Below are 18053 nucleotides of genomic sequence, written 5' to 3'. Positions count from 1 at the left end.
TGTGCACATACCAGTCGGTCCATCATCCCCGTCAAGAGGAGCCCCCCACGTGAGCGCCAGCCAGCCCGTTCCCGCCTCCGTCCCCGACCGCGCCGCCGAGATCCTCGCCCGGCCGGTCGCCCTCAACGGACTGACCGTCCCGAACCGCATCGCCATGGCGCCCATGACGCGCATGTTCTCCCCGGACGGCATTCCCGGCGAGGACGTGGCGTCGTACTACTCCCGGCGCGCCGCGGCCGGTGTCGGTCTGATCGTCACCGAGGGGACGTACGTCGGGCACGAGTCCGCCGGGCAGAGCGACCGGATTCCCCGGTTCCACGGCGAGGAGCAGCTCGCGGGCTGGGCGAAGGTCGCCGAGGCCGTGCACACGGCCGGCGGGACGATCGTGCCGCAGCTGTGGCACATCGGCATGGTGCGCAAGCAGGGCGAGCCGCCGTACGCGGACGCCCCGGCCGTCGGCCCCTCCGGTCTGCGCCTCGACGGCACCGAGGGCGCCGGCAAGGCGATGACCCAGCGCGACCTGGACGACGTCATCGGCGCGTTCGCCGAGGCCGCGGCCGCCGCCGAGCGCATGGGCTTCGACGGCGTCGAGCTGCACGGCGCCCACGGTTATCTGCTCGACCAGTTCCTGTGGGCCGGCACCAACCGCCGGACCGACGCCTACGGCGGCGACCACGTGGACCGTACGAAGTTCGCCGCCGAGATCGTCGCCGCCGTGCGCGAGACCGTCTCGGCCGAGTTCCCGATCATCTTCCGCTACTCGCAGTGGAAGTCGGAGGCCTACGACGCGCGGCTCGCCGAGACCCCCGAGGAGCTGGAGGCCGTCCTCGCCCCGCTTGCCGCGGCCGGCGTCGACGCCTTCCACGCCTCCACCCGTCGCTACTGGCTTCCGGAGTTCGACGACTCCGACCTCAACCTCGCGGGCTGGACGAAGAAGCTCACCGGCCGCCCGGCCATCACCGTGGGCTCGGTCGGCCTCGACGGCGACTTCATCAAGGGCTTCGCGGGCGAGGGGTCCCCGGTCAAGGGCATCGACGACCTCCTCGACCGGTTGGAGCGCGACGAGTTCGACATGGTGGCCGTCGGGCGTGCGCTGCTCCAGGACCCGGAGTGGGCGGCCAAGGTCCTCGGCGGCCGGGTCGACGAGCTGAAGCCGTATGACGCGGCCGCGCTGAAGACCCTCAGCTGACCGCCAACTCCCGGGTATGGTCCGGGAGATGAGGATCATCCATCTCTCGGACACCCATATCGGACGGCTCGACGGCCCCGACGGCCGACGCGTCGACGCCACCGACTCCCTGCGGCTCGTCCTCGACGAACTCCGCCACCAGCGGGACGTGGACGCGGTCGTCGTCACCGGCGACCTGGCCGACGCCGGCGCGGTGGAGGAGTACGGAATCGTGCGCGAGCTCGTCGGCGGGTTCGCGCGCTCGCTGGACGCGCCCGTCCTCTACACCACCGGCAACCACGACGAGCGGTCCGCCTTCACGAAGGTGCTGGGCAACGGGCACGCGGACGCCGTGCTGGAGTACCCCGGCGCCGAGCGGGCCGCCGTCAGCACCGTCGACGGCTGGCGGCTGGTCACCCTCGACTCGCTGGTGCCGGGGAAGATGTACGGCCGGCTCGGCGCGGGCCAACTGGACTGGCTGCGGGACGTGCTGAGCACGCCGGCCGAGCACGGCACCGTCCTCGCCTTCCACCATCCGCCGATCGGCCTCGGCGTCTCGGCCACCCAGCAGGTCTTCGGGCTCAGGGACCCGGAGGAACTGGCGGAGGCGATCCGGGGGAGTGACGTACGGGCCGTCCTGACCGGGCACTTCCACCTTCAGCTGTGCGGCTTCCTGGCGGCTGTGCCGGTGTGGGTGACGCCCGGGGTCGTCAACCGCATCGATCTGACCACCGCGCCCGGCACCGAGCGGGCGGTGCGGGGCGCGTCCGCTTCCCTGGTGGAGCTGGGCGGGGCGACGGGTCCGGTCTTCCACACCCTCCACGCGCGGGATCCGCGGGCTCACGAGACCGTCTACGAACTGGACGAGGAGCGGACTCGGGAGATCGTCGCGCGTCATGGCTGAACGCGGCTGAGCGCGGCCGAGTCCTTCGTGTGGCAGCGGTGCGGCAGCGGTGTGGGAGATTTAGCTTGCTTAACTCAATCAATCTGCATAAGCTTGCTTGAGTCAAGCAGTTCAACCCCTCTCGCGCATCCGACGGAGGCCCTGTCATGTCCGACGCCCTTGCCCGACCCGCTGCGGCGGGAGCATCCGCCCCGCCGAGGTCGAACGCCGTGGTGGCGGTGCTGGCCCTGGCCGGGATCGTCGTCTCGCTGATGCAGACGCTGGTCATCCCGATCGTCCCCGAGCTGCCCAAGCTGTTGGACGCGCCCGCTTCCGACACCGCCTGGGCGGTCACCGCCACCCTGCTCGCCGCCGCTGTGGCCACCCCGGTCGTGGGACGCCTCGGCGACATGGTCGGCAAGCGGCGGATGCTGCTGGTCAGCATCGTGCTGCTGGTGACCGGCTCGGTGGTCTGCGCCCTCGCCGACTCGCTCGTCCCGATGATCGTCGGCCGCGCGCTGCAGGGCCTGTCGGCCGCCGTGGTGCCCCTGGGCATCAGCATCCTGCGGGACACGGTCTCCGCCGAGAAGCTCGCCGGTTCGACGGCCGTGATGAGCGCCTCCCTCGGAGTCGGCGGCGCGCTCGGACTGCCTACCGCCGCGTTCATCGCGGACCGCTGGGACTGGCACATCCTCTTCTGGACCTCCGCCGCCCTCGGCGTCGTCGCCCTCCTGCTCGTCCTGATGTTCGTCCCGGAGTCGAAGAACCGGGTCGGCGGACGCTTCGACCTCGTCGGCTCGCTCGGCCTCTCGGCCGGTCTGGTCACGCTGCTGCTGGCCGTGTCCAAGGGCGCCGACTGGGGCTGGACCTCCGGTACGACGCTGGGCCTGGGCACCGCCGCCGTCGTGATCCTGGGAGCCTGGGGCGTCTGGGAGCTGAAGTCCGAGCAGCCGCTGGTCGACCTGCGCACCACCGCCAAGACCCAGGTCCTGTTCACCAACCTCGCCTCGATCGCCCTCGGCTTCTCGATGTTCGCGATGTCCCTGGTCCTGCCGCAGCTGCTCCAGCTGCCCGAGCAGACCGGCTACGGCCTCGGCAGGTCGATGATGACCGTCGGTCTGGTGCTCGCCCCGCAGGGCTTCGTGATGATGGTGATGTCCGCGGTCTCCGCCAAGATCACCAAGGCCAAGGGGCCGAAGGTGACCCTGATGATCGGCGCGCTGATCGTCGCCGCCGGCTACGCCCTGAACATCGCCTTGATGAGCGAGGTCTGGCACCTGGTCCTGGTGTCCTGCATCATCGGCGCCGGCGTCGGCTTCACCTACGGTGCGATGCCCGCCCTGATCATGGGCGCCGTCGACCCCTCCCAGACCGGTGCGGCCAACAGCCTCAACACCCTGATGCGGTCCCTGGGCACGTCGTTCGCCAGCGCCATCGCCGGCGTCGTCCTCGCCCAGATGACCACCGACTTCGGCGGGTACGCGCTGCCCTCCGAGAACGGCTTCAAGGTCGTCATGGCCATCGGCGCGGGAGCGGCCCTGCTGGCCTTCCTGCTCGCCACGTTCATCCCGAAGCGGAAGGCCGTCCCGGCCGAGCCCGCGGCGGCGGACGAGGCCGAGGAGGCCACGCCGGTACGGGCGTGACCGACCGGCCTGCCGGCGGCGGCCGTCACCCACACGAGGGGTGGCGGCCGCTTCCGGCACTCTCGCCGGCCGCGGCCCGTTCCACGAGCAGCCGCCCGTTTCTCAGAGGTTGCCGAGCGGCTCGATGTCGACCTTCACCGGGGTGCCCCAGATCCGCAGCACCTCGTAGTCGGTGAACTCGTGCACGAGCCGGTAGGCCATCGCGGGGCGGGAGCCGCGGCGCAGGGCGTTGATGTACTGCTCGGCCTCGCGCCGGTCCCTCCTGGGCGTCCCGCACAGGTGCCACTCCTGGCCGTTCCACAGCTCCGGGAGCCAGCGCTGCTGGGGCTGCGGGCGGTCGGCGCGGGTGCCGTAACGGGAGACGGAGGGGGTGGGGGCGGTGTACGGCGCCTGCGGGGCGGGGCCGTTGAACTCGGCGCGGCGGGCCGACCGGCGGCGCGTCTCGCACAGCAGGCACAGATCGGGGGCCGCCTCGTCGACCGGACCGTAGGGATGCTCGGCGCAGCGGGTGGTGGGCGCGGCGCCGACGACGCTCTCGTCCAGCAGCTCCAGCGCCCGCCGCAGATCGGCCTTGACCTCGTGCAGCTTGGCGTCCGGGGTGTCGCCGGTGAGCGCGTCGCCGTGCTCGCCGAGAACACGGAGGGCACGGCCGAGCGCGGTGAGCTGGGCGTGGTTCATGGCATCCAGGGTAGGGCGGCGCGGCGGTGCCCTGTTCCGGGTGGGCTGAGCCCGAGTTCTGGGGTGGGTCACCCGTACCGGCATCCACCGCTCAGGAGCTGTGGGCGGTCGCGGCCGCCGCCCTCACCCCGCCGAAGGCGTACGTGGCGGCGAAGCCGACCGCGTAGCCCGTCAGCAGGCCGCCCGCGTAGATCGCCGCCGTCGTGCCCAGTCCCCGGTTCCCGGCCAGCAGCGGGAACAGGGCCCAGCCGGACGGGCCGATCGCCGTCGCGCCCACCTTGTCGCCGAGCATCGCGAAGAAGCCGACGAAGGCCCCGCCCGCCGCTCCGCCCGCGCAGGCCGTGAGGAAGGGCCGGCCCAGCGGGAGCGACACCCCGTAGATCAGGGGTTCGCCGACGCCCAGGAGCCCGGCGGGGAGCGCCGACCTGATCGTCGTCCGGATGGAGGCTCCCAGCCCGCTGTGGCGCAGCCGGACGTACACCGCGACCGCCGCGCCGACCTGGCCCGCGCCGGCCATCGCCAGGATCGGCAGCAGAGCCGTGTGGCCCTGCTGCTCGATGAGGGTGGTGTGGATGGGGATGAGGGCCTGGTGGAGGCCGAGCATCACCAGCGGCAGGAAGAGGCCGCCGAGCACGAGGCCCGCGAACGGGCCCGTCGTCGCGAGCAGCCAGTTCGCCGCCGTGCCGATGGCCGAGGAGACCGCGCCGGCCGCGTACATCAGGCCGTAGAGCGTGCCGAGGCCGGCGACGAGGACGGTCACGGTGGGGGTGAGGAGGACGTCCAGGGTCGCCGGGACCCGGCCGCGGCACCACCGTTCCACGCACGTCGCCAGCAGGGCGGCCGCCAGCGCGCCGAGGACCCCGCCCTGGCCGGGGGCGAGCGTCACCCCGAACGCCGTCACCTTCGCGACGCCCGGATGGACGACGATCGCCGCGACCGCGCCGCCCAGGATCGGGGTGCCGCCGAACTCCTTCGCCGTGTTGTAGCCGACGAAGACGGCGATCAGCGCCATGAAGGCGGAGGCGACGGCGGCCAGGGCGGGGGTGAGCCCCGGCAGCCAACCGGCGTTGAGGAGAAGCCCGCCCAGGCCGGCGAGGATCCCGCAGCCGATCAGCGCCGGGATGAGCGGCACGAAGACGGCGGCGAGACGGCGCAGGGCGCGCTTCAGCGGGGTCGCGTCGCTCCGGCGCCGCGCCGCCTTCGGCTCGGCGCCGCGGGAGGGCGGTTCATCGACGGTCGTCAGCTTCTCGAACTCGGCGGTCACCCGCGTCACCACGCCCGGTCCGAGGACGACCTGGTAGCTGTCGCCGTCCACGACGACCCCCAGCACCCCGGGCACCGCCCGCAGCGCCGCCTCGTCCGCCCGGGACGGATCGGCGAGGCCCAGCCGCAGGCGGGTCATGCAGTGGGCGACGGACGTGACGTTCGCGGGGCCGCCGACCAGGGGCAGGATCGCGGCGGCTGTGGAGGAGGAGTCGATACGCACCCCCCGAGCGTGCGGCTCAGCCGCTCGTCGCGGCGAGCGCGGCGCGCAGATGTCCCCCGGACTCCTCCAGAAGGCGGGCGGCCGTCGGCCCGTCCACCCCGGCCAGCAGGACGAGGATCGCGTGCTTCACCTCGCCGTCGGCGGCCGCGAGGGCGGCCTCGATCTCGTCGTCCGCCGCGCCCGTGGCCAGCGCGACGATCCGCCGCGAACGCGCGCGCAGCTTCTCGTTCGAGGCCCGGACGTCGACCATCAGGTTCCCGTAGGTCTTGCCCAGCCGGATCATCGTGATCGTCGAGACCATGTTCAGCACCAGTTTCTGCGCCGTGCCGGCCTTCAGCCGGGTGGAGCCGGTGAGCAGCTCGGGCCCCACGACCACCTCGATCCCGTGCTCGGCGGCCGCGGCCAGCGCGCTGCCCGGGTTGCAGGCCAGCCCGACGGTCAGCGCACCCCGCGAGCGGGCGTACTCCACCGCTCCGACGGCGTACGGGGTGCGGCCGGAGGCGGACACCCCGATCACGGTGTCGGCGGAGGTGAGGGAGAGGGCGGCGAGGTCCCTCTCGGCCAGCTCCCGGGAGTCCTCGGCGCCCTCGACGGACGTGATCACGGCCTCCGGCCCGCCCGCGATCAGCCCGACGACCTGCTCGGGCGCGGTGTTGAAGGTCGGCGGACACTCGGAGGCGTCGAGCACGCCGAGCCGCCCGGCGGTACCGGCCCCGGCATAGACCAGCCGCCCCCCGCGAGCCATCCGCTCGGCCACGGCGTCGATGACGACGGCGATGAGCGGCAGCTGCGCGGCCACGGCGGCAGGGACCCCGGCGTCCTCCCCGTTCATCAGCCGGGCGATGTCGAGGGTGGGCAGCCGGTCGATCTCGGCGAGCTCGGCCCGAAACGCTTCGGTGGGCAGGGAGTCCAGCTGGTCACGGAGGTCAGGGGAGTTCATCGGGGGTGCTCTTTCCAACGAGGGTCCGGTGCGACTACCTCTACCGGCGCCGGTGGGCCAGCGCCTCATAACTCGCCGCCAACGCGGGCGCGGCCGTCGGATACGTCCGCTGGGCCACCCCCACGAACAGACAGTCGACCACCAGCAACTGACTCGTCCGGGAGGACATCGCCGCAGGCCGCAGCTCACTCTCCCGGGCGGTGGACGTGGTCAGCACATGATCCGCGTACTGCGTGACCGCGCTCTGCGGCCGCCCGGTGATGGCGACGGTCGTCGCCCCCCGCTCGAAGGCCACCCGCAGCGGCTCGACGACGTCCCGAGTCGACCCCGAGTGCGTGATGGCGACCGCGACATCGCCGGCGGCGAGCTGCACCGCGTTCGTCACCGCGAGGTGGGTGTCGCTGTGCGCGTGGGCGATGCGCCCTATCCGCAGCAGCTTCTGGACGAGGTCCTGGGCGACCAGCCCGGACGCCCCGACCCCGTACACGTCGATGCGCCGCGCGCCCGCCGCCGCGCTGACCGCCGCTTCGAGCTGGCCGGTGTCGAGGGCGGCGGCGGTGTCGGCGAGGGTCTGCTGCTCGTCGTGGGCGAGCTTGGCGACGACGTCCGCCAGGGTGTCGTCGACCGCGATGTCGGTGGTGAGGGCGGGCGACCGGCCGGACTGCAGCTGGGCCGCGAGCCCGGCGAGGGCGAGGCGCAGGTCGCGGTAGCCGGCGTAACCGAGGAGGCGGGCGGTGCGCACGACGGTCGCCTCGCTGGTGCCGGTGCGTTCGGCGAGGTCGGTGACGGTCAGGACGGCACAGCCCGCGGGGTCGCCCGCGACGGCTTCGGCGACGCGCAGCATGGAGCGGGTCATGGTGGGCGCGAGCGTGCGGACCTTGGCGGCGAGGGCGGCCGGAGTGGCATGAGTGGGGAGGCTGAAAGTTTCCTTCGCGTCCTGGGGCACGCAACGAAAGATATTTTTGGCCAAGACGGCGGTCAAGAGTGCGCACAATGGGTGCATGGAACCCGTGAGCCCCCTGGAGCAGGCGTTGCACGCCGCGCGCGCCCTCGTGCTCGCCGATCTGGCCGCCGGCCAGGTCGCCGCGGCGGACGTGGTGTCCATGGTGGAGGACTCCGTCGCGCAGCGGCGCTGGTGGGTCGAGCAGTGGCCGGAAGGCGCGGCGTACGTGGCGGGGCTGGTGGCGCAGGACGTGCAGGACGCGCTGCTGGAGCGGTACGGGCGCTGGCCGTTGTGCCCGGTCTGCGGCTCCGGCGACCCGCACGCCCTGGAGGTCGAGCCCGAGCTGGGACCCGATCCGCACTGGGTGTGCCACCAGGCGGGCGTGAAGGTCGCGGCGGTGGGGACGCTGGGCTCGGCGACCGGGGGAGCGGCCTCGTCGTGACGGTCTACATCGACCCGCCGAACTGGCCGGGGCACGGCCGGATGTGGTCGCACCTCGTCAGCGACGTGTCGTACGCAGAGCTGCACGCCTTCGCCGACCGGCTGGGCGTCCCGCGCCGCGCGTTCGAGCGCGATCACTACGACATCCCGTCGCATCGCTACGCCGAGATGGTGGCGGGCGGCGCGGTCGAGGTGGGCAGCCGCGAGGTGGTGCGGCTGCTGACGGAGTCCGGCCTGCGCAGACGCAAGGGCGGCCAGGCCGACCAGGTCGGCAGGAGCGGCCAGGTCGGCGAGGTCAGCTGAGGCAGGGGGCTCGCAGCTCGTACGCGTACTCCCCGTCCTCCTCGCCCTCCGCCTCCCCGTCCCTCTCGCTGACCCTGATGAATCCGGCCCGTTCGAGCACGGCCTGTGAGGGCGCGTTGGCGTGTGCGACGACCGCGAACAGGCGCTGTACGTCGTCCCGGGCCAGCGCCCAGTCGGCCAGTGCGCGCAGTGCCTCGGTGGCGTAGCCGTGGCCGCGGGCGTCCTCGACGAGGTCGTAGCCGATCTCCGTGCGGCCGTCCTCGTCCGGAGCCGAGTGGAAGCCCATGCTGCCGACGGCCCGGCCGTCCGCCCGGCGGACGAGGACGTAGAGGCCGAACTCGGGCCGGAGCACGCCGGCCACGTACGCCTTCGCCACCATCCCGGCGGCGTCCCGCGTCCCCTCGAACGGCCCGCCGCCGAGCCAGACGAAGCCTCCGCCGCCGCCCGCGCGCAGTCCGGCGGCGGAGGCGGGGCTGACGGCTTCGAGGGTGAGGCGGTCGGCGGGGATGCTCGGGGCGCGGGTCGTCATGAGGTCAGCAGCTCCAGCTCGCCCCGCAGGTTGTGCCGGGCCGTCTCCTCCCAGTGTTCGGCACCGTACGGGGTCGTGAACAGCCGGGGCAGGTCCAGGAGTTGGCGCAGGATGTCGGCCCGGCCGGCGCGGAAGGCCTCGTTCGGGACGAAGTGGTACTCCTCGCGGACGGCGAGGGTGTAGGCGGCGTACGCGGAGGGCGGCGCGGCGAGGATCGCGAGGTCGGCGTCGCACAGGACCTGGCCGTCGGGGTCGTCGTCGGCCGGGTCGTGGGTCATGGTGAGCCGGACGAGCCGCGCGACCTCGGCGGTCTTCGTCGGCGACACCCCGGCCTCGGGCAGGGCGCGCTCGACGAGCCGGGCCGAGCGCTCCTCGTTCTCGGAGCGGTCGGGCAGGTAGACGGCGTCGTGGAACCAGGCGGCCAGCCGGACGACGTCCGGGTCGGCGGCGTGCGCCTGGAGGACGTCGACGCGGTCGAGGACATCGGCGAGGTGCGTGAGCGTGTGGTAGCGGCGCTGCGGCTCCTGCCAGCGGGCGAGGAGATCGTCGGCGTACGGCGTCGGGTCGGGGCCGTCGGCGGGGGGCCGGGCTCTCTCCAGGGCGTGGCTGAAACGGGTGCGCAGGGCGTCGAGATCGGCCATGGCCTCATTGTCGCGCGTGCGGCCGGGTTCTCCGGGCGTATTCTTGAATTGGACTAGACCTGTAGTCCGACGAAGCTGATGTGCCGATGAATGGGGTCCCATGAGCAAGCGTGCAGTTCTGGAGGTGATCGCCCTCGACGTCGAGGACGCGGTCGCCGCCCAGGCCGGAGGCGCGGACCGCCTCGAGCTGGTCACCGACATGGCCGCCGACGGGCTCACCCCGCCGGTCGCGGTCTTCGGCGGGATCCGGGCCGCCGTCGATCTCTCCCTGCGCGTCATGCTGAGACTCACCGACGGCTTCGCGGCGGGGGACGTCGACCGCCTCGTGCGCGTCGCCGACGAGCTGCGGGCGGCCGGCGCGGACGAGTTCGTGCTCGGGTTCCTGGACGCGCAGGGCGGGGTCGACGTGGCCGCCGTGGAGCGGGTCGTCGCCGAGTTGGACGGCTGCCGCTGGACCTTCCACCGCGCCCTGGACCACGTCGGCGACCGCGACGCCCTGCGCAAGCAGCTCGACGGCCTGCCCGGCCTCGACACCTACCTCACCGCCGGTTCCCCGGACGGCGTCGACGCCGGCCTCCCCACCCTCCTCGCGGAGGCGGCCCGCCACGGCGAGCAGGGCTACGAGCAGCAGCTCCTCGTCGGCGGCGGCCTGCGCCTCGACCATGTGCCGCTGCTGCGCTCCGCCGGCCTCGACGCCTTCCACATCGGCGGCGCGGCCCGCCCACAGGGCTGGACCGCGCCGGTGTCGGCGCAGGCGGTGGCCGAGTGGCGGCGGGCGGTGGACGGGATCCCCGACCTCACGGGTCGATACATCTAGGGCAGGTTCTGGGTCGCGTCAGCCGAGCTGGGGCGGGAGCGGGGCCGTGTGGGTCACGATCAGGCCCGACACGGCCCGGGTCAGCGCCACGTACAGACGGCGCAGGCCCGTTCGCTCGTCCGGTTCGCCGTCGACCACGGCCTGGGGTTCGTCCAGGACGACGTAGTCGTACTCCAGGCCCTTGGCGAGGGACGCCGGGACCAGGGTGAGGCGGGTCTCGGCCGTCGTCTCCTCGCCGGGGGACAGATGGCCGATCCCGGCGGCCGTCAGCGCCTCGGCCAGGGCCGGGATCCGGGCGTCGGCCGCGATCAGACCCGTCGAGCCCTCGTTGCGCAGCGACTCCTCGCAGGCGGCGAGGACTTCGCCGTCCCCGGAGACCGGGCGCAGGTCGAAGAAGCCGGGGTTCTCGCGGACCGACGCGACGGGCGTGAGGCCCGGTGCGATGTCCGGGAGCAGCCGGGAGGCGTAGGTGATGACGTCCGTCGGGACGCGGAAACCGGCCGTCAGCTCCTCGATCACCGCGTCCGCCTTGCCGAGGTGGGTGAGGGCCTCCTGCCAGCTCCGGGTCGCCCACGGGGTGGTGCCCTGCGCGAGGTCGCCCAGCACGGTCGCCGAACCCGTCGTGCAGCGGCGGCCGACCGCCCGGTACTGCATGGGGGACAGGTCCTGCGCCTCGTCCAGGACGACGTGACCGAGCGAGTGCGTGCGCTCGACGAGGTCGGTCGCCTCGTCGATGAGCACCGCGTCCGCCGCCGACCACCTGGCCGACTTCACGGAGCGGACGGGCTTCTGCCACAGGATCGTCTTCTGCTCGTCCTCGTCGAGCACGCCCTCCGCGTGCGCGGCGAGGAACTCCGGGTCGGTGAGCAGCCGCAGCACGAGTTTCGCCGGCTCGACGACCGGCCAGACGGCCTTCACGGCCGCCTTCACCGCGCTGCCCCGGGCGACGGCGTCCTGCACCCGGTCGTCCGGGGCCTCGCCCGAGCGCTCCATCTGGACGAGCACGGCGTGCGCGATGCGCTGCGGCAGGGCCTCGCGGGCGGCGCCGTAGCGGATGTCCCGGTCGAGCAACTCCCGGACCATGTTCTCGAGTTCGTACGCCGGAACCCGCCAGCGGCGGGAGCCGCGCACGACGACGATCGGCTCGCTCGGGGGCCGGACGTGCGAGTAGACGGCCCGCCGCAGCACCTCCGCCATGCGCGCGTCGCCCTTGACGATCGCCGCCGCCGCGTCGTCCGCGCCCCGGACCTCCACATGGGCCACCAGGTCGTCGACCGTGCCCTGGCGGACCGTCAACTCGCCGAGTGCGGGCAGCACTTGCTCGATGTAGTTCAGGAACGACCGGTTCGGCCCGATGACCAGCGTGCCGGTTCGGGCGAGCCGCTCGCGGTGGGCGTACAGCAGATACGCCACCCGGTGCAGACCGACGGCTGTCTTCCCGGTCCCCGGCCCGCCCTGGACGCAGACCGTCCCGCCCAGCCCGCTGCGCACGATCTCGTCCTGCTCGGGCTGGATGGTCGCGACGATGTCGCGCATCGGACCGACACGCGGCCGCTCGATCTCCTGCTGGAGCAGCTTGCTGGTGCCGGCGGCCTCGGCGGGGTCGCAGAGGTGCTCGTCCTCGTAGGCCGTGAGGTCGCCGCCGGTGTAGCCGAAGCGGCGACGCAGCCCGACGTCCATCGGGTCCTTCTTGGAAGCCCGGTAGAACGGCTGCGAGACCGGCGCCCGCCAGTCGATGACCATGGGATCGCCGCCGCCGTCGTGCACATGCCGACGTCCGATGTAGAAGCGCTCCCCCTCGGCCCCTTCCGCCTGGTCGGCGCCGGGGGCGTGCAGGTAGTCGAGGCGGCCGAAGAAGAGCGGGGTGTGGCTGAGGTCGGCGAGCGCCTTGATGCGCTCGCCGATCTGGCGCTCGAGGATCTGGGCGTTGACCCAGTTCGCGGTGACGTCGCTGATGTCGAGCGCCTCGACGTCCTCACGCATCGCGCGCAGGGCCGCGCGGGAGGAGGTGAGATGGGCGCGCTCGCGGGCGAGAGGGTCGTCGTCGACGGGCGTGGACGGCGTGGACGTCGCGGACAAGGGGGTGCCTCCGGGCCGGGTCAGAAGGTGCTGCGGTGGGGCCGTCCGGTTTCCGTCCGGACGGCGGCACTCCGGGAAGGGAGGCGGGCAAGAGCGGAGATTCTAGGTGAACGGGAGAGGCGGGTGCCAATGGTTTTGGGGGACGGGCTCTGCGTCCCTTAGGGGACGCTCCACCCTCCGGGTGTACTCAAGTAGCACACGGACCGGGGACCTGAGACCGATGCCCCCTTTATGCCTCTGTATCCATCATGGAGACATGAGTGCAGCGACCATCAGCCCCGCCCCCGGTCCGGCCGGCGCCACCCCGCTGACCGGCACCCACACCCACCGTCACCAGCACCGCGTCGGCGACGCCCTGCGCGCCATGAAGGTCTTCGCCCGTGCCGCCTTCGACGTCGTACTCCTCGGCGAGTACGCGGAGGAAGCGGGCGTGCGCCGCAGGTGACCTGAGTCGGCTCAGGTCTCCTCGGCCAGCAGTTCGTCCGCGTCCATGATCCGGTAGGCGTAGCCCTGTTCCGCCAGGAAGCGCTGGCGGTGCGCCGCGAAGTCCTGGTCGATGGTGTCCCGGGCGACCACGGAGTAGAAGTGGGCCTGGTGGCCGTCCGACTTGGGGCGCAGGACCCGCCCGAGGCGCTGGGCCTCCTCCTGGCGGGAGCCGAAGGTGCCGGAGACCTGGATGGCGACGGTCGCCTCGGGCAGGTCGATCGAGAAGTTCGCGACCTTCGACACGACCAGCACGCTGATCTCGCCCTGCCGGAAGGCGTCGAAGAGCTTCTCGCGCTGGGCGTTGGAGGTCTCGCCCTTGATGACAGGCGCGTCGAGATGCTCGCCGAGCTCGTCCAGCTGGTCGATGTACTGCCCGATGACGAGGATCTGCTGCCCGGCGAACCGCCGCACGATCGCCTCGGTCACCTTCCGCTTCGTCGCGGTCGTCGCACAGAAGCGGTACTTCTCCTCGGCCTCGGCGGTGGCGTAGGCGAGCCGCTCGGAGTCGGTGAGGTTGACGCGCACCTCGACACAGTCGGCGGGCGCGATGTAGCCCTGCGCCTCGATCTCCTTCCAGGGGGCGTCGAAGCGCTTGGGCCCGATGAGGGAGAAGACGTCCGACTCGCGGCCGTCCTCGCGCACGAGGGTCGCGGTCAGCCCGAGCCGTCGGCGGGCCTGGAGGTCGGCGGTGAACTTGAAGACGGGCGCCGGCAGCAGGTGCACCTCGTCGTAGAGGATCAGCCCCCAGTCCCGGGAGTCGAACAGTTCGAGGTGCGGGTAGACGCCCTTGCGCCGGGTCGTCAGCACCTGGTAGGTGGCGATGGTGACGGGCCGGATCTCCTTCCGCGTCCCGCTGTACTCGCCGATCTCCTCCTCGGTCAGCGACGTCCGCTTCACCAGCTCGTGCTTCCACTGCCGGGCGGAGACGGTGTTCGTGACGAGGATCAGGGTCGTGGACTTCGCCTGAGCCATGGCCCCGGCGCCCACCAGTGTCTTCCCGGCCCCACAAGGCAGCACGACGACGCCACTGCCGCCGTGCCAGAAGTTCTCCACGGCCTGCTTCTGGTAGGGCCGCAGCGCCCAGCCGTGCTCGTCCAGCTCGATCGCGTGCGCCTCGCCGTCGACGTACCCCGCGAGGTCCTCGGCCGGCCAGCCCAGCTTCAGCAGGGTCTGCTTGATCTGCCCGCGCTCGGAGGGGTGCACGGCCACGGTGTCGGGGTCGATCCGGTTGCCGACCAGCGGGGCGACCCGCTTCGACCGCAGGATCTCCTCCAGCACCGGCCGGTCGGTCGTGGTGAGCACCAGCCCGTGCGCCGGATGCTTGCTGAGCGTCAGCCGGCCGTAGCGGTCCATCGTCTCGGCGATGTCGACGAGCAGCGCGTGCGGCACGGGGTAGCGGCTGTACTGCACCAGCGCGTCCACGACCTGTTCGGCGTCGTGCCCGGCGGCCCGCGCGTTCCACAGACCCAGCGGGGTCAGCCGGTAGGTGTGGATGTGCTCCGGCGCCCGCTCCAGCTCGGCGAACGGCGCGATGGCCCGACGGCAGTCGTCGGCCTGCTCGTGGTCGACCTCCAGGAGCAGGGTCTTGTCAGATTGGACGATGAGTGGACCGTTCACGTACGCGCACATCCCTTCCGCACGGCCAAACCTCCAGTGTGCCGTACGGCGTCCCTGAACGGGGGGTCCCCTTCCTCGCGGCCGACGTGGGCAACGTCTCGCGCAACCCTGCGCGTCCTCCGGGTGTCTGACCGGGCGAGCAGCGCGGTGGGCGCGGGGCGGTGGGGGGTTCGGTATGGCTGTGCTGTCGTTCCGTCGAGGGGCGGTCGGGGTCGGGGCCGCCGCGGTGCTGGCGGCCACGGGGACCTGGGTGATGTGGCCCGGGGAGGTCGACGCGGGGCTGTGGGCCGAGGTGCGGCCCGTTATCGAGGCGCGGATCGCCGCGGAGGCCGAAGGCAGCGGTTTCGGCGAGAGCCTGCCCGCGCTCAAGGCCCGCTGGTTCTGTCATGCGGAGGCGCTCGAACTGGAGGAGCACGAGGGCGAGGTGCGCGCCGGGGTCAACACGCTGTGCGTCGAGTACGGGGTGCAGGAGGACAGCCTGGTGGAGTGCGGCGCCGGGCAGTATCCCCAGGTGGTGCGGCTGGAGCGGGACGCGGCGGCCGGCGGGGGGTTTCGGGTCGTCTCCCGGGAGGAGCCGCCCGACGGCGCCGGGTACGCGCGCTGGACCGCATCGCACTTCGGCGTCCTCGTCCGGCCCTCGCTCCGGAATCCGATGTCGTCCGCCGAAGTGGAAAGCGAAGCCCGCGCCCACTTCGGGCTGGGCACGGACGCCTCCGTAGGGCAGTGCTGACGCCTCCGTCGGGGAGTGCTGACGCCTCCGTCGGGGAGTGCTGACGCCTCCGTCGGGGAGTGCTGACGGGCAGAGCGCGGACTTCAGTCGTCCGCCAGTTCCGCCACTCCCGTGATCCGGTGCAGCGGGTAGGTGCGGACCTCGTCCGCCGTGTGGTCGTACGCCGTCACGAAGCCGCCCTCCACCCGGACCGGGGCGATGACCCGCTGGCTGGCGGTGCCCTCCGCGTTGACGTAGCCGATCCACAGGGCCTCGCCGGTGAGGACCGCGGCCTGCATGGTGGCGAGGGTCTCGGCGGAGCTGGTGCGGGGGAGTTCGCCGGCGGCGAGCGGGGCCGCGTCCTCGGCCGGTTTGCGGGGGGTCGTGGCGGCCAGGTCGCCGGCCCGGATCGCCCGGATCGCCGCCGTGAGGAGCGTGCCGTCGGGCATCGGCGGGCCGTCCGGCACCGGCTCGGGGGCCGTGCGGAGCGGGGTGCGGTGGGCGTGGGCGCGGGTGATCAGGACATCGCCCTCGGCGGACTCGGCGGCCGGTGCGAAGCCCATCGAGCGCAGGCCCTCCAGGAGGGTCGCCGGATCGGCCTGCGCCGCGAGCACCGTCGGGGCCAGCCGGCGCAGGCGCAGGGCGACGGCCCGCTTGTCGGCGAGGATCTCGTTCAGCAGGGCGTCGTCGTCGCAGCGGACGTAGGCCGAGGCCGCGCCCACCCGCAGATGACCGTGGCGTCGGGACACGTCGTCGATCAGATACGTCAGCGGCTGCGGCACCGGCGTCCGCGAGTGCTCGGCGAGGAACGCGTGCAGGTCGGAGGCGCTGCGGCCGGCGTCCAGAGCGCGCCGCACCGAGCCGGGCGTGAAGCGGTAGACGGTCGCGCCGCCCTTGGACTCGACGTCCGCGAGCACGCTCAGCACATCGGCGAGCGGACGCCGCAGCGGGCCGGGCGCGACCGCGGTCAGGTCTGCCTGGAGCAGGACGTGGTCCAGCGGCTCCGGGAGAAGAGGCGTGAGGAGACGGGCGGCGGCCGCCGTGGCCACGGCCTGTTCGGGCGCGGAAAGGGGCGCCGCCACGGCGGTCGTGACGTGGGAGCGGTGGTGAGGGTGATGGTGCGTGGGCAGCTTGTCGCCGGGGCCGACGGGAGCGGCCGCGGCGGCGGGTGCGGGTGCGGCCGGGGCCGGTGGCGCGCCCAGGAGCGCCCGGCCGTGGGCCGACAGCGCGCCTCGCCCGGTCACGCCCAGCAGCTCGGCCTCCGTCAGGGTCCAGCGGGCGAGCCGGGTGCGCAGATCGCCGTCCGCCTGAGCGTCCTGGGGGTTCTGCGGTCCGCGCAGCGGACGCTCCCAGCGCAGCCGGGCCAGCACCGCCTCCGCGTCCGGCGCGGCGCCCTCGGGCAGCGCGGCCAGCAGCGTCAGCACCCGGTGACGGACCTCGGGCGCGGCGGACCGGTCCAGGCCCGGACCCAGCGCCGACAGCGCCCGCTCCTTCAGGTCCCGGCCGCCGACCACCCCGGACGTCCGGGTCGCCGCCAGCCACGCCCGCGCGAGCTGCGCCCACCGCTCGGCGGGCGGCCGCTCCAGCCACTCGTCGTACTCCGGGGTCGCCGCGTACCGTTCGTCGGCCTCCCCGTCGGAGGAGAGCAGCCCCGACGCGTACGCCAGCTCGACCCAGAACGCGGCGAGCGGCTCGGACACGTCCAGCGCCACGGCCGTCCGCTTGAGGTCGCGCACGCTCAGCCCGCCCGCCCGCAGGACGGCCGGGCCGCCCTCGTGCCAGTCCTTCAGCAGCTCCTCGACGGTCGTCAGCGCGGTGTACGCCTGCCCGGCCGCCGTCGCGTCCACCACCTGTGGACGATGCACGGCGAGCGGCTCGACGCCCGGCGGCAGCGGTTCCGGCGTGCGGTGCGCGAGGCCCCCGCGCAGATGCAGGGCCACCTCGCGGGGGAGCGCGACCGTCCCGGGCGTCGTCGGCAGCAGGAGTCCGCGGTCGAGCAGCCAGCGCAGCCGCGCCGCCGGATCGGCCGTGACCTGCCCGTACGGCGGCCCCCACACGAGCCGGTCCAGGACGTCGAGGGAGTCGGCGGACGCCCCCGCGAGCAGCGCGGCCATCTTCTTGCGGTGGGTGAAGAGGGAGGTCAGCGCGCCGACGGCGGACACCGAGTCGTGCGTGGACGGCAGCCCGGCCGTCGCCACGATCTCCTGGATCCGGCCCGGCGACATGCCCGCCGTCGCCTCCCGCACGCTCGGCCCGAGCCCCGTCGGGGACGGGTGCTGCGGCGACGGCGTGAGCAGTTCGCGGGCAGTGCGGACGAGCCGGAGACGGTCGTCCGCGCCCCACACCAGCGCCTGTTCGCGCAGCGCCGCCAGCGCGCCGGGGAGCGCCTCGACGACGGCCGGCTCGCGCGCGTCGCCCGCCATCAGGCCGAGCAGCTCGTCGTACGTCGCCGGTTCGCCGGCCACGGCCAGCGCCTCCGCGGTCTGCAGGGCGAAGCGGTCCAGCCGCTCCAGCGCGCGGACGACGGAGGCACGGGTGCCGGCGCGGGTGGCGAGCTGGGTGAGGTCGGTGGGGACCGGGGTGATGAGGTCGGGGCGGGCGCGCAGGAGCGCGGCCAGGGAAGCGTCGTCCCGGGCGCGGAGCGCTTCCGCGAGGGACCGGGGGGCCTGGTGGTCCTCGGTGCTCATCTT

The 18053-nt window shown here is 73.3% G+C and carries 16 protein-coding genes and 1 pseudogene; 8 read left to right on the top strand and 9 right to left on the bottom strand.

Translation table 11 applies throughout. The features are described from left to right. The first annotated feature begins 49 nt into the window (after positions 1 to 49). The 3 genes from AB0J04_RS04480 to AB0J04_RS04470 all read left to right on the top strand — a co-directional run bounded on the left by AB0J04_RS04480 (position 50) and on the right by AB0J04_RS04470 (position 3694). A complete protein-coding gene (locus AB0J04_RS04480; protein WP_363166879.1) occupies positions 50 to 1189 on the top strand; it encodes an NADH:flavin oxidoreductase in 1140 nt (379 codons plus the stop codon). A gap of 28 nt (positions 1190 to 1217) precedes the next feature. Next, entirely contained in the window at positions 1218 to 2072 is an 855-nt protein-coding gene (locus AB0J04_RS04475; protein ID WP_363166878.1) for a metallophosphoesterase, read from the top strand. 146 nt (positions 2073 to 2218) lie between these two features. Next, positions 2219 to 3694: an MFS transporter gene (locus AB0J04_RS04470; RefSeq protein ID WP_363166877.1), complete on the top strand. Its 1476-nt coding sequence runs from the start codon at positions 2219 to 2221 to the stop codon at positions 3692 to 3694. Between the two features lie 102 nt (positions 3695 to 3796). Here the strand turns inward: AB0J04_RS04470 and AB0J04_RS04465 are convergent, their stop codons facing one another. The 4 genes from AB0J04_RS04465 to AB0J04_RS04450 form a co-directional block, all read right to left on the bottom strand. Further along, a complete protein-coding gene (locus AB0J04_RS04465) occupies positions 3797 to 4372 on the bottom strand; it encodes a hypothetical protein (RefSeq protein WP_363166876.1) in 576 nt (191 codons plus the stop codon). 91 nt (positions 4373 to 4463) lie between these two features. Next, positions 4464 to 5858 (bottom strand): PTS transporter subunit EIIC, encoded by a 1395-nt coding sequence (locus AB0J04_RS04460; RefSeq protein WP_363166875.1) that lies wholly within the window; start codon positions 5856 to 5858, stop codon positions 4464 to 4466. Between the two features lie 16 nt (positions 5859 to 5874). Then, positions 5875 to 6798, bottom strand: a complete 924-nt coding sequence (gene murQ, locus AB0J04_RS04455) for an N-acetylmuramic acid 6-phosphate etherase (RefSeq protein ID WP_363166874.1) — start codon at positions 6796 to 6798, stop codon at positions 5875 to 5877. Positions 6799 to 6838: 40 nt separating this feature from the next. Continuing rightward, positions 6839 to 7744, bottom strand: a complete 906-nt coding sequence (locus tag AB0J04_RS04450; RefSeq protein WP_363166873.1) for a MurR/RpiR family transcriptional regulator — start codon at positions 7742 to 7744, stop codon at positions 6839 to 6841. A gap of 55 nt (positions 7745 to 7799) precedes the next feature. Here AB0J04_RS04450 and AB0J04_RS04445 point away from each other — a divergent pair, with 55 nt between their 5' ends. Beyond that, a complete protein-coding gene (locus AB0J04_RS04445) occupies positions 7800 to 8183 on the top strand; it encodes a hypothetical protein (RefSeq protein WP_363166872.1) in 384 nt (127 codons plus the stop codon). Continuing rightward, on the top strand, positions 8180 to 8485 hold the full coding sequence (locus AB0J04_RS04440) for a DUF4031 domain-containing protein (protein ID WP_363166871.1): 306 nt from the start codon (positions 8180 to 8182) through the stop codon (positions 8483 to 8485). Before AB0J04_RS04445 ends, AB0J04_RS04440 begins: the two co-directional genes overlap by 4 nt. On the opposite strand, the pseudogene AB0J04_RS04435 reads toward AB0J04_RS04440, so the two are convergent. Continuing rightward, positions 8478 to 8993: pseudogene (locus AB0J04_RS04435) on the bottom strand (GNAT family N-acetyltransferase); the annotation flags it as partial. The gene AB0J04_RS04440 and the pseudogene AB0J04_RS04435 overlap by 8 nt on opposite strands. 17 nt (positions 8994 to 9010) lie before the next feature. Further along, the gene (locus tag AB0J04_RS04430) at positions 9011 to 9655 is read right to left on the bottom strand and encodes a hypothetical protein (RefSeq protein ID WP_363166870.1); all 645 of its coding nucleotides are present in this window, start codon (positions 9653 to 9655) and stop codon (positions 9011 to 9013) included. A 100-nt stretch (positions 9656 to 9755) separates the two neighbouring features. Between AB0J04_RS04430 and AB0J04_RS04425 the strand changes: the two genes are divergently transcribed. Further along, the gene (locus tag AB0J04_RS04425) at positions 9756 to 10472 is read left to right on the top strand and encodes a copper homeostasis protein CutC (RefSeq protein ID WP_363166869.1); all 717 of its coding nucleotides are present in this window, start codon (positions 9756 to 9758) and stop codon (positions 10470 to 10472) included. An 18-nt stretch (positions 10473 to 10490) separates the two neighbouring features. Here AB0J04_RS04425 and AB0J04_RS04420 read toward each other — a convergent pair whose 3' ends face one another. Beyond that, positions 10491 to 12551 carry a UvrD-helicase domain-containing protein gene (locus AB0J04_RS04420; protein ID WP_363166868.1) on the bottom strand — a complete coding sequence of 687 codons (2061 nt, stop codon included), beginning with the start codon at positions 12549 to 12551 and terminating at the stop codon, positions 10491 to 10493. A gap of 256 nt (positions 12552 to 12807) precedes the next feature. On the opposite strand from AB0J04_RS04420, the gene AB0J04_RS04415 reads away from it, so the two are divergent. Then, a complete protein-coding gene (locus tag AB0J04_RS04415) occupies positions 12808 to 12996 on the top strand; it encodes a hypothetical protein (protein WP_363166867.1) in 189 nt (62 codons plus the stop codon). Positions 12997 to 13007: 11 nt separating this feature from the next. Here the strand turns inward: AB0J04_RS04415 and AB0J04_RS04410 are convergent, their stop codons facing one another. Continuing rightward, entirely contained in the window at positions 13008 to 14654 is a 1647-nt protein-coding gene (locus AB0J04_RS04410; RefSeq protein WP_363166866.1) for a DNA repair helicase XPB, read from the bottom strand. A 175-nt stretch (positions 14655 to 14829) separates the two neighbouring features. Between AB0J04_RS04410 and AB0J04_RS04405 the strand changes: the two genes are divergently transcribed. After that, positions 14830 to 15384, top strand: coding sequence for a hypothetical protein (locus tag AB0J04_RS04405; RefSeq protein WP_363166865.1), 555 nt, complete (start codon positions 14830 to 14832; stop codon positions 15382 to 15384). An 83-nt stretch (positions 15385 to 15467) separates the two neighbouring features. On the opposite strand, the gene AB0J04_RS04400 is transcribed toward AB0J04_RS04405, so the two are convergent. Next, positions 15468 to 18050 carry a helicase C-terminal domain-containing protein gene (locus tag AB0J04_RS04400; RefSeq protein WP_363166864.1) on the bottom strand — a complete coding sequence of 861 codons (2583 nt, stop codon included), beginning with the start codon at positions 18048 to 18050 and terminating at the stop codon, positions 15468 to 15470. Positions 18051 to 18053 lie beyond the last annotated feature (3 nt).

Source organism: Streptomyces sp. NPDC050263, assembly GCF_040655955.1.
Taxonomy (GTDB): Bacteria; Actinomycetota; Actinomycetes; order Streptomycetales; family Streptomycetaceae; genus Streptomyces.
The sequence above is the reverse complement of the archived record's forward strand: the minus strand, read 5'-3'. Positions and strand labels throughout refer to the sequence as shown.

Excerpts from the sequence above, each read along its gene's own strand:
- AB0J04_RS04475 (WP_363166878.1), top strand. The coding sequence starts at position 1,218 with ATGAGGATCATCCATCTCTCGGACACCCATATCGGACGGCTCGACGGC.
- AB0J04_RS04470 (WP_363166877.1), top strand. The coding sequence starts at position 2,219 with ATGTCCGACGCCCTTGCCCGACCCGCTGCGGCGGGAGCATCCGCCCCG.
- AB0J04_RS04465 (WP_363166876.1), bottom strand. The coding sequence starts at position 4,372 with ATGAACCACGCCCAGCTCACCGCGCTCGGCCGTGCCCTCCGTGTTCTC.
- murQ (WP_363166874.1), bottom strand. The coding sequence starts at position 6,798 with ATGAACTCCCCTGACCTCCGTGACCAGCTGGACTCCCTGCCCACCGAA.
- AB0J04_RS04445 (WP_363166872.1), top strand. The coding sequence starts at position 7,800 with ATGGAACCCGTGAGCCCCCTGGAGCAGGCGTTGCACGCCGCGCGCGCC.
- AB0J04_RS04430 (WP_363166870.1), bottom strand. The coding sequence starts at position 9,655 with ATGGCCGATCTCGACGCCCTGCGCACCCGTTTCAGCCACGCCCTGGAG.
- AB0J04_RS04425 (WP_363166869.1), top strand. The coding sequence starts at position 9,756 with ATGAGCAAGCGTGCAGTTCTGGAGGTGATCGCCCTCGACGTCGAGGAC.
- AB0J04_RS04415 (WP_363166867.1), top strand. The coding sequence starts at position 12,808 with ATGAGTGCAGCGACCATCAGCCCCGCCCCCGGTCCGGCCGGCGCCACC.
- AB0J04_RS04405 (WP_363166865.1), top strand. The coding sequence starts at position 14,830 with ATGGCTGTGCTGTCGTTCCGTCGAGGGGCGGTCGGGGTCGGGGCCGCC.
- AB0J04_RS04400 (WP_363166864.1), bottom strand. The coding sequence starts at position 18,050 with ATGAGCACCGAGGACCACCAGGCCCCCCGGTCCCTCGCGGAAGCGCTC.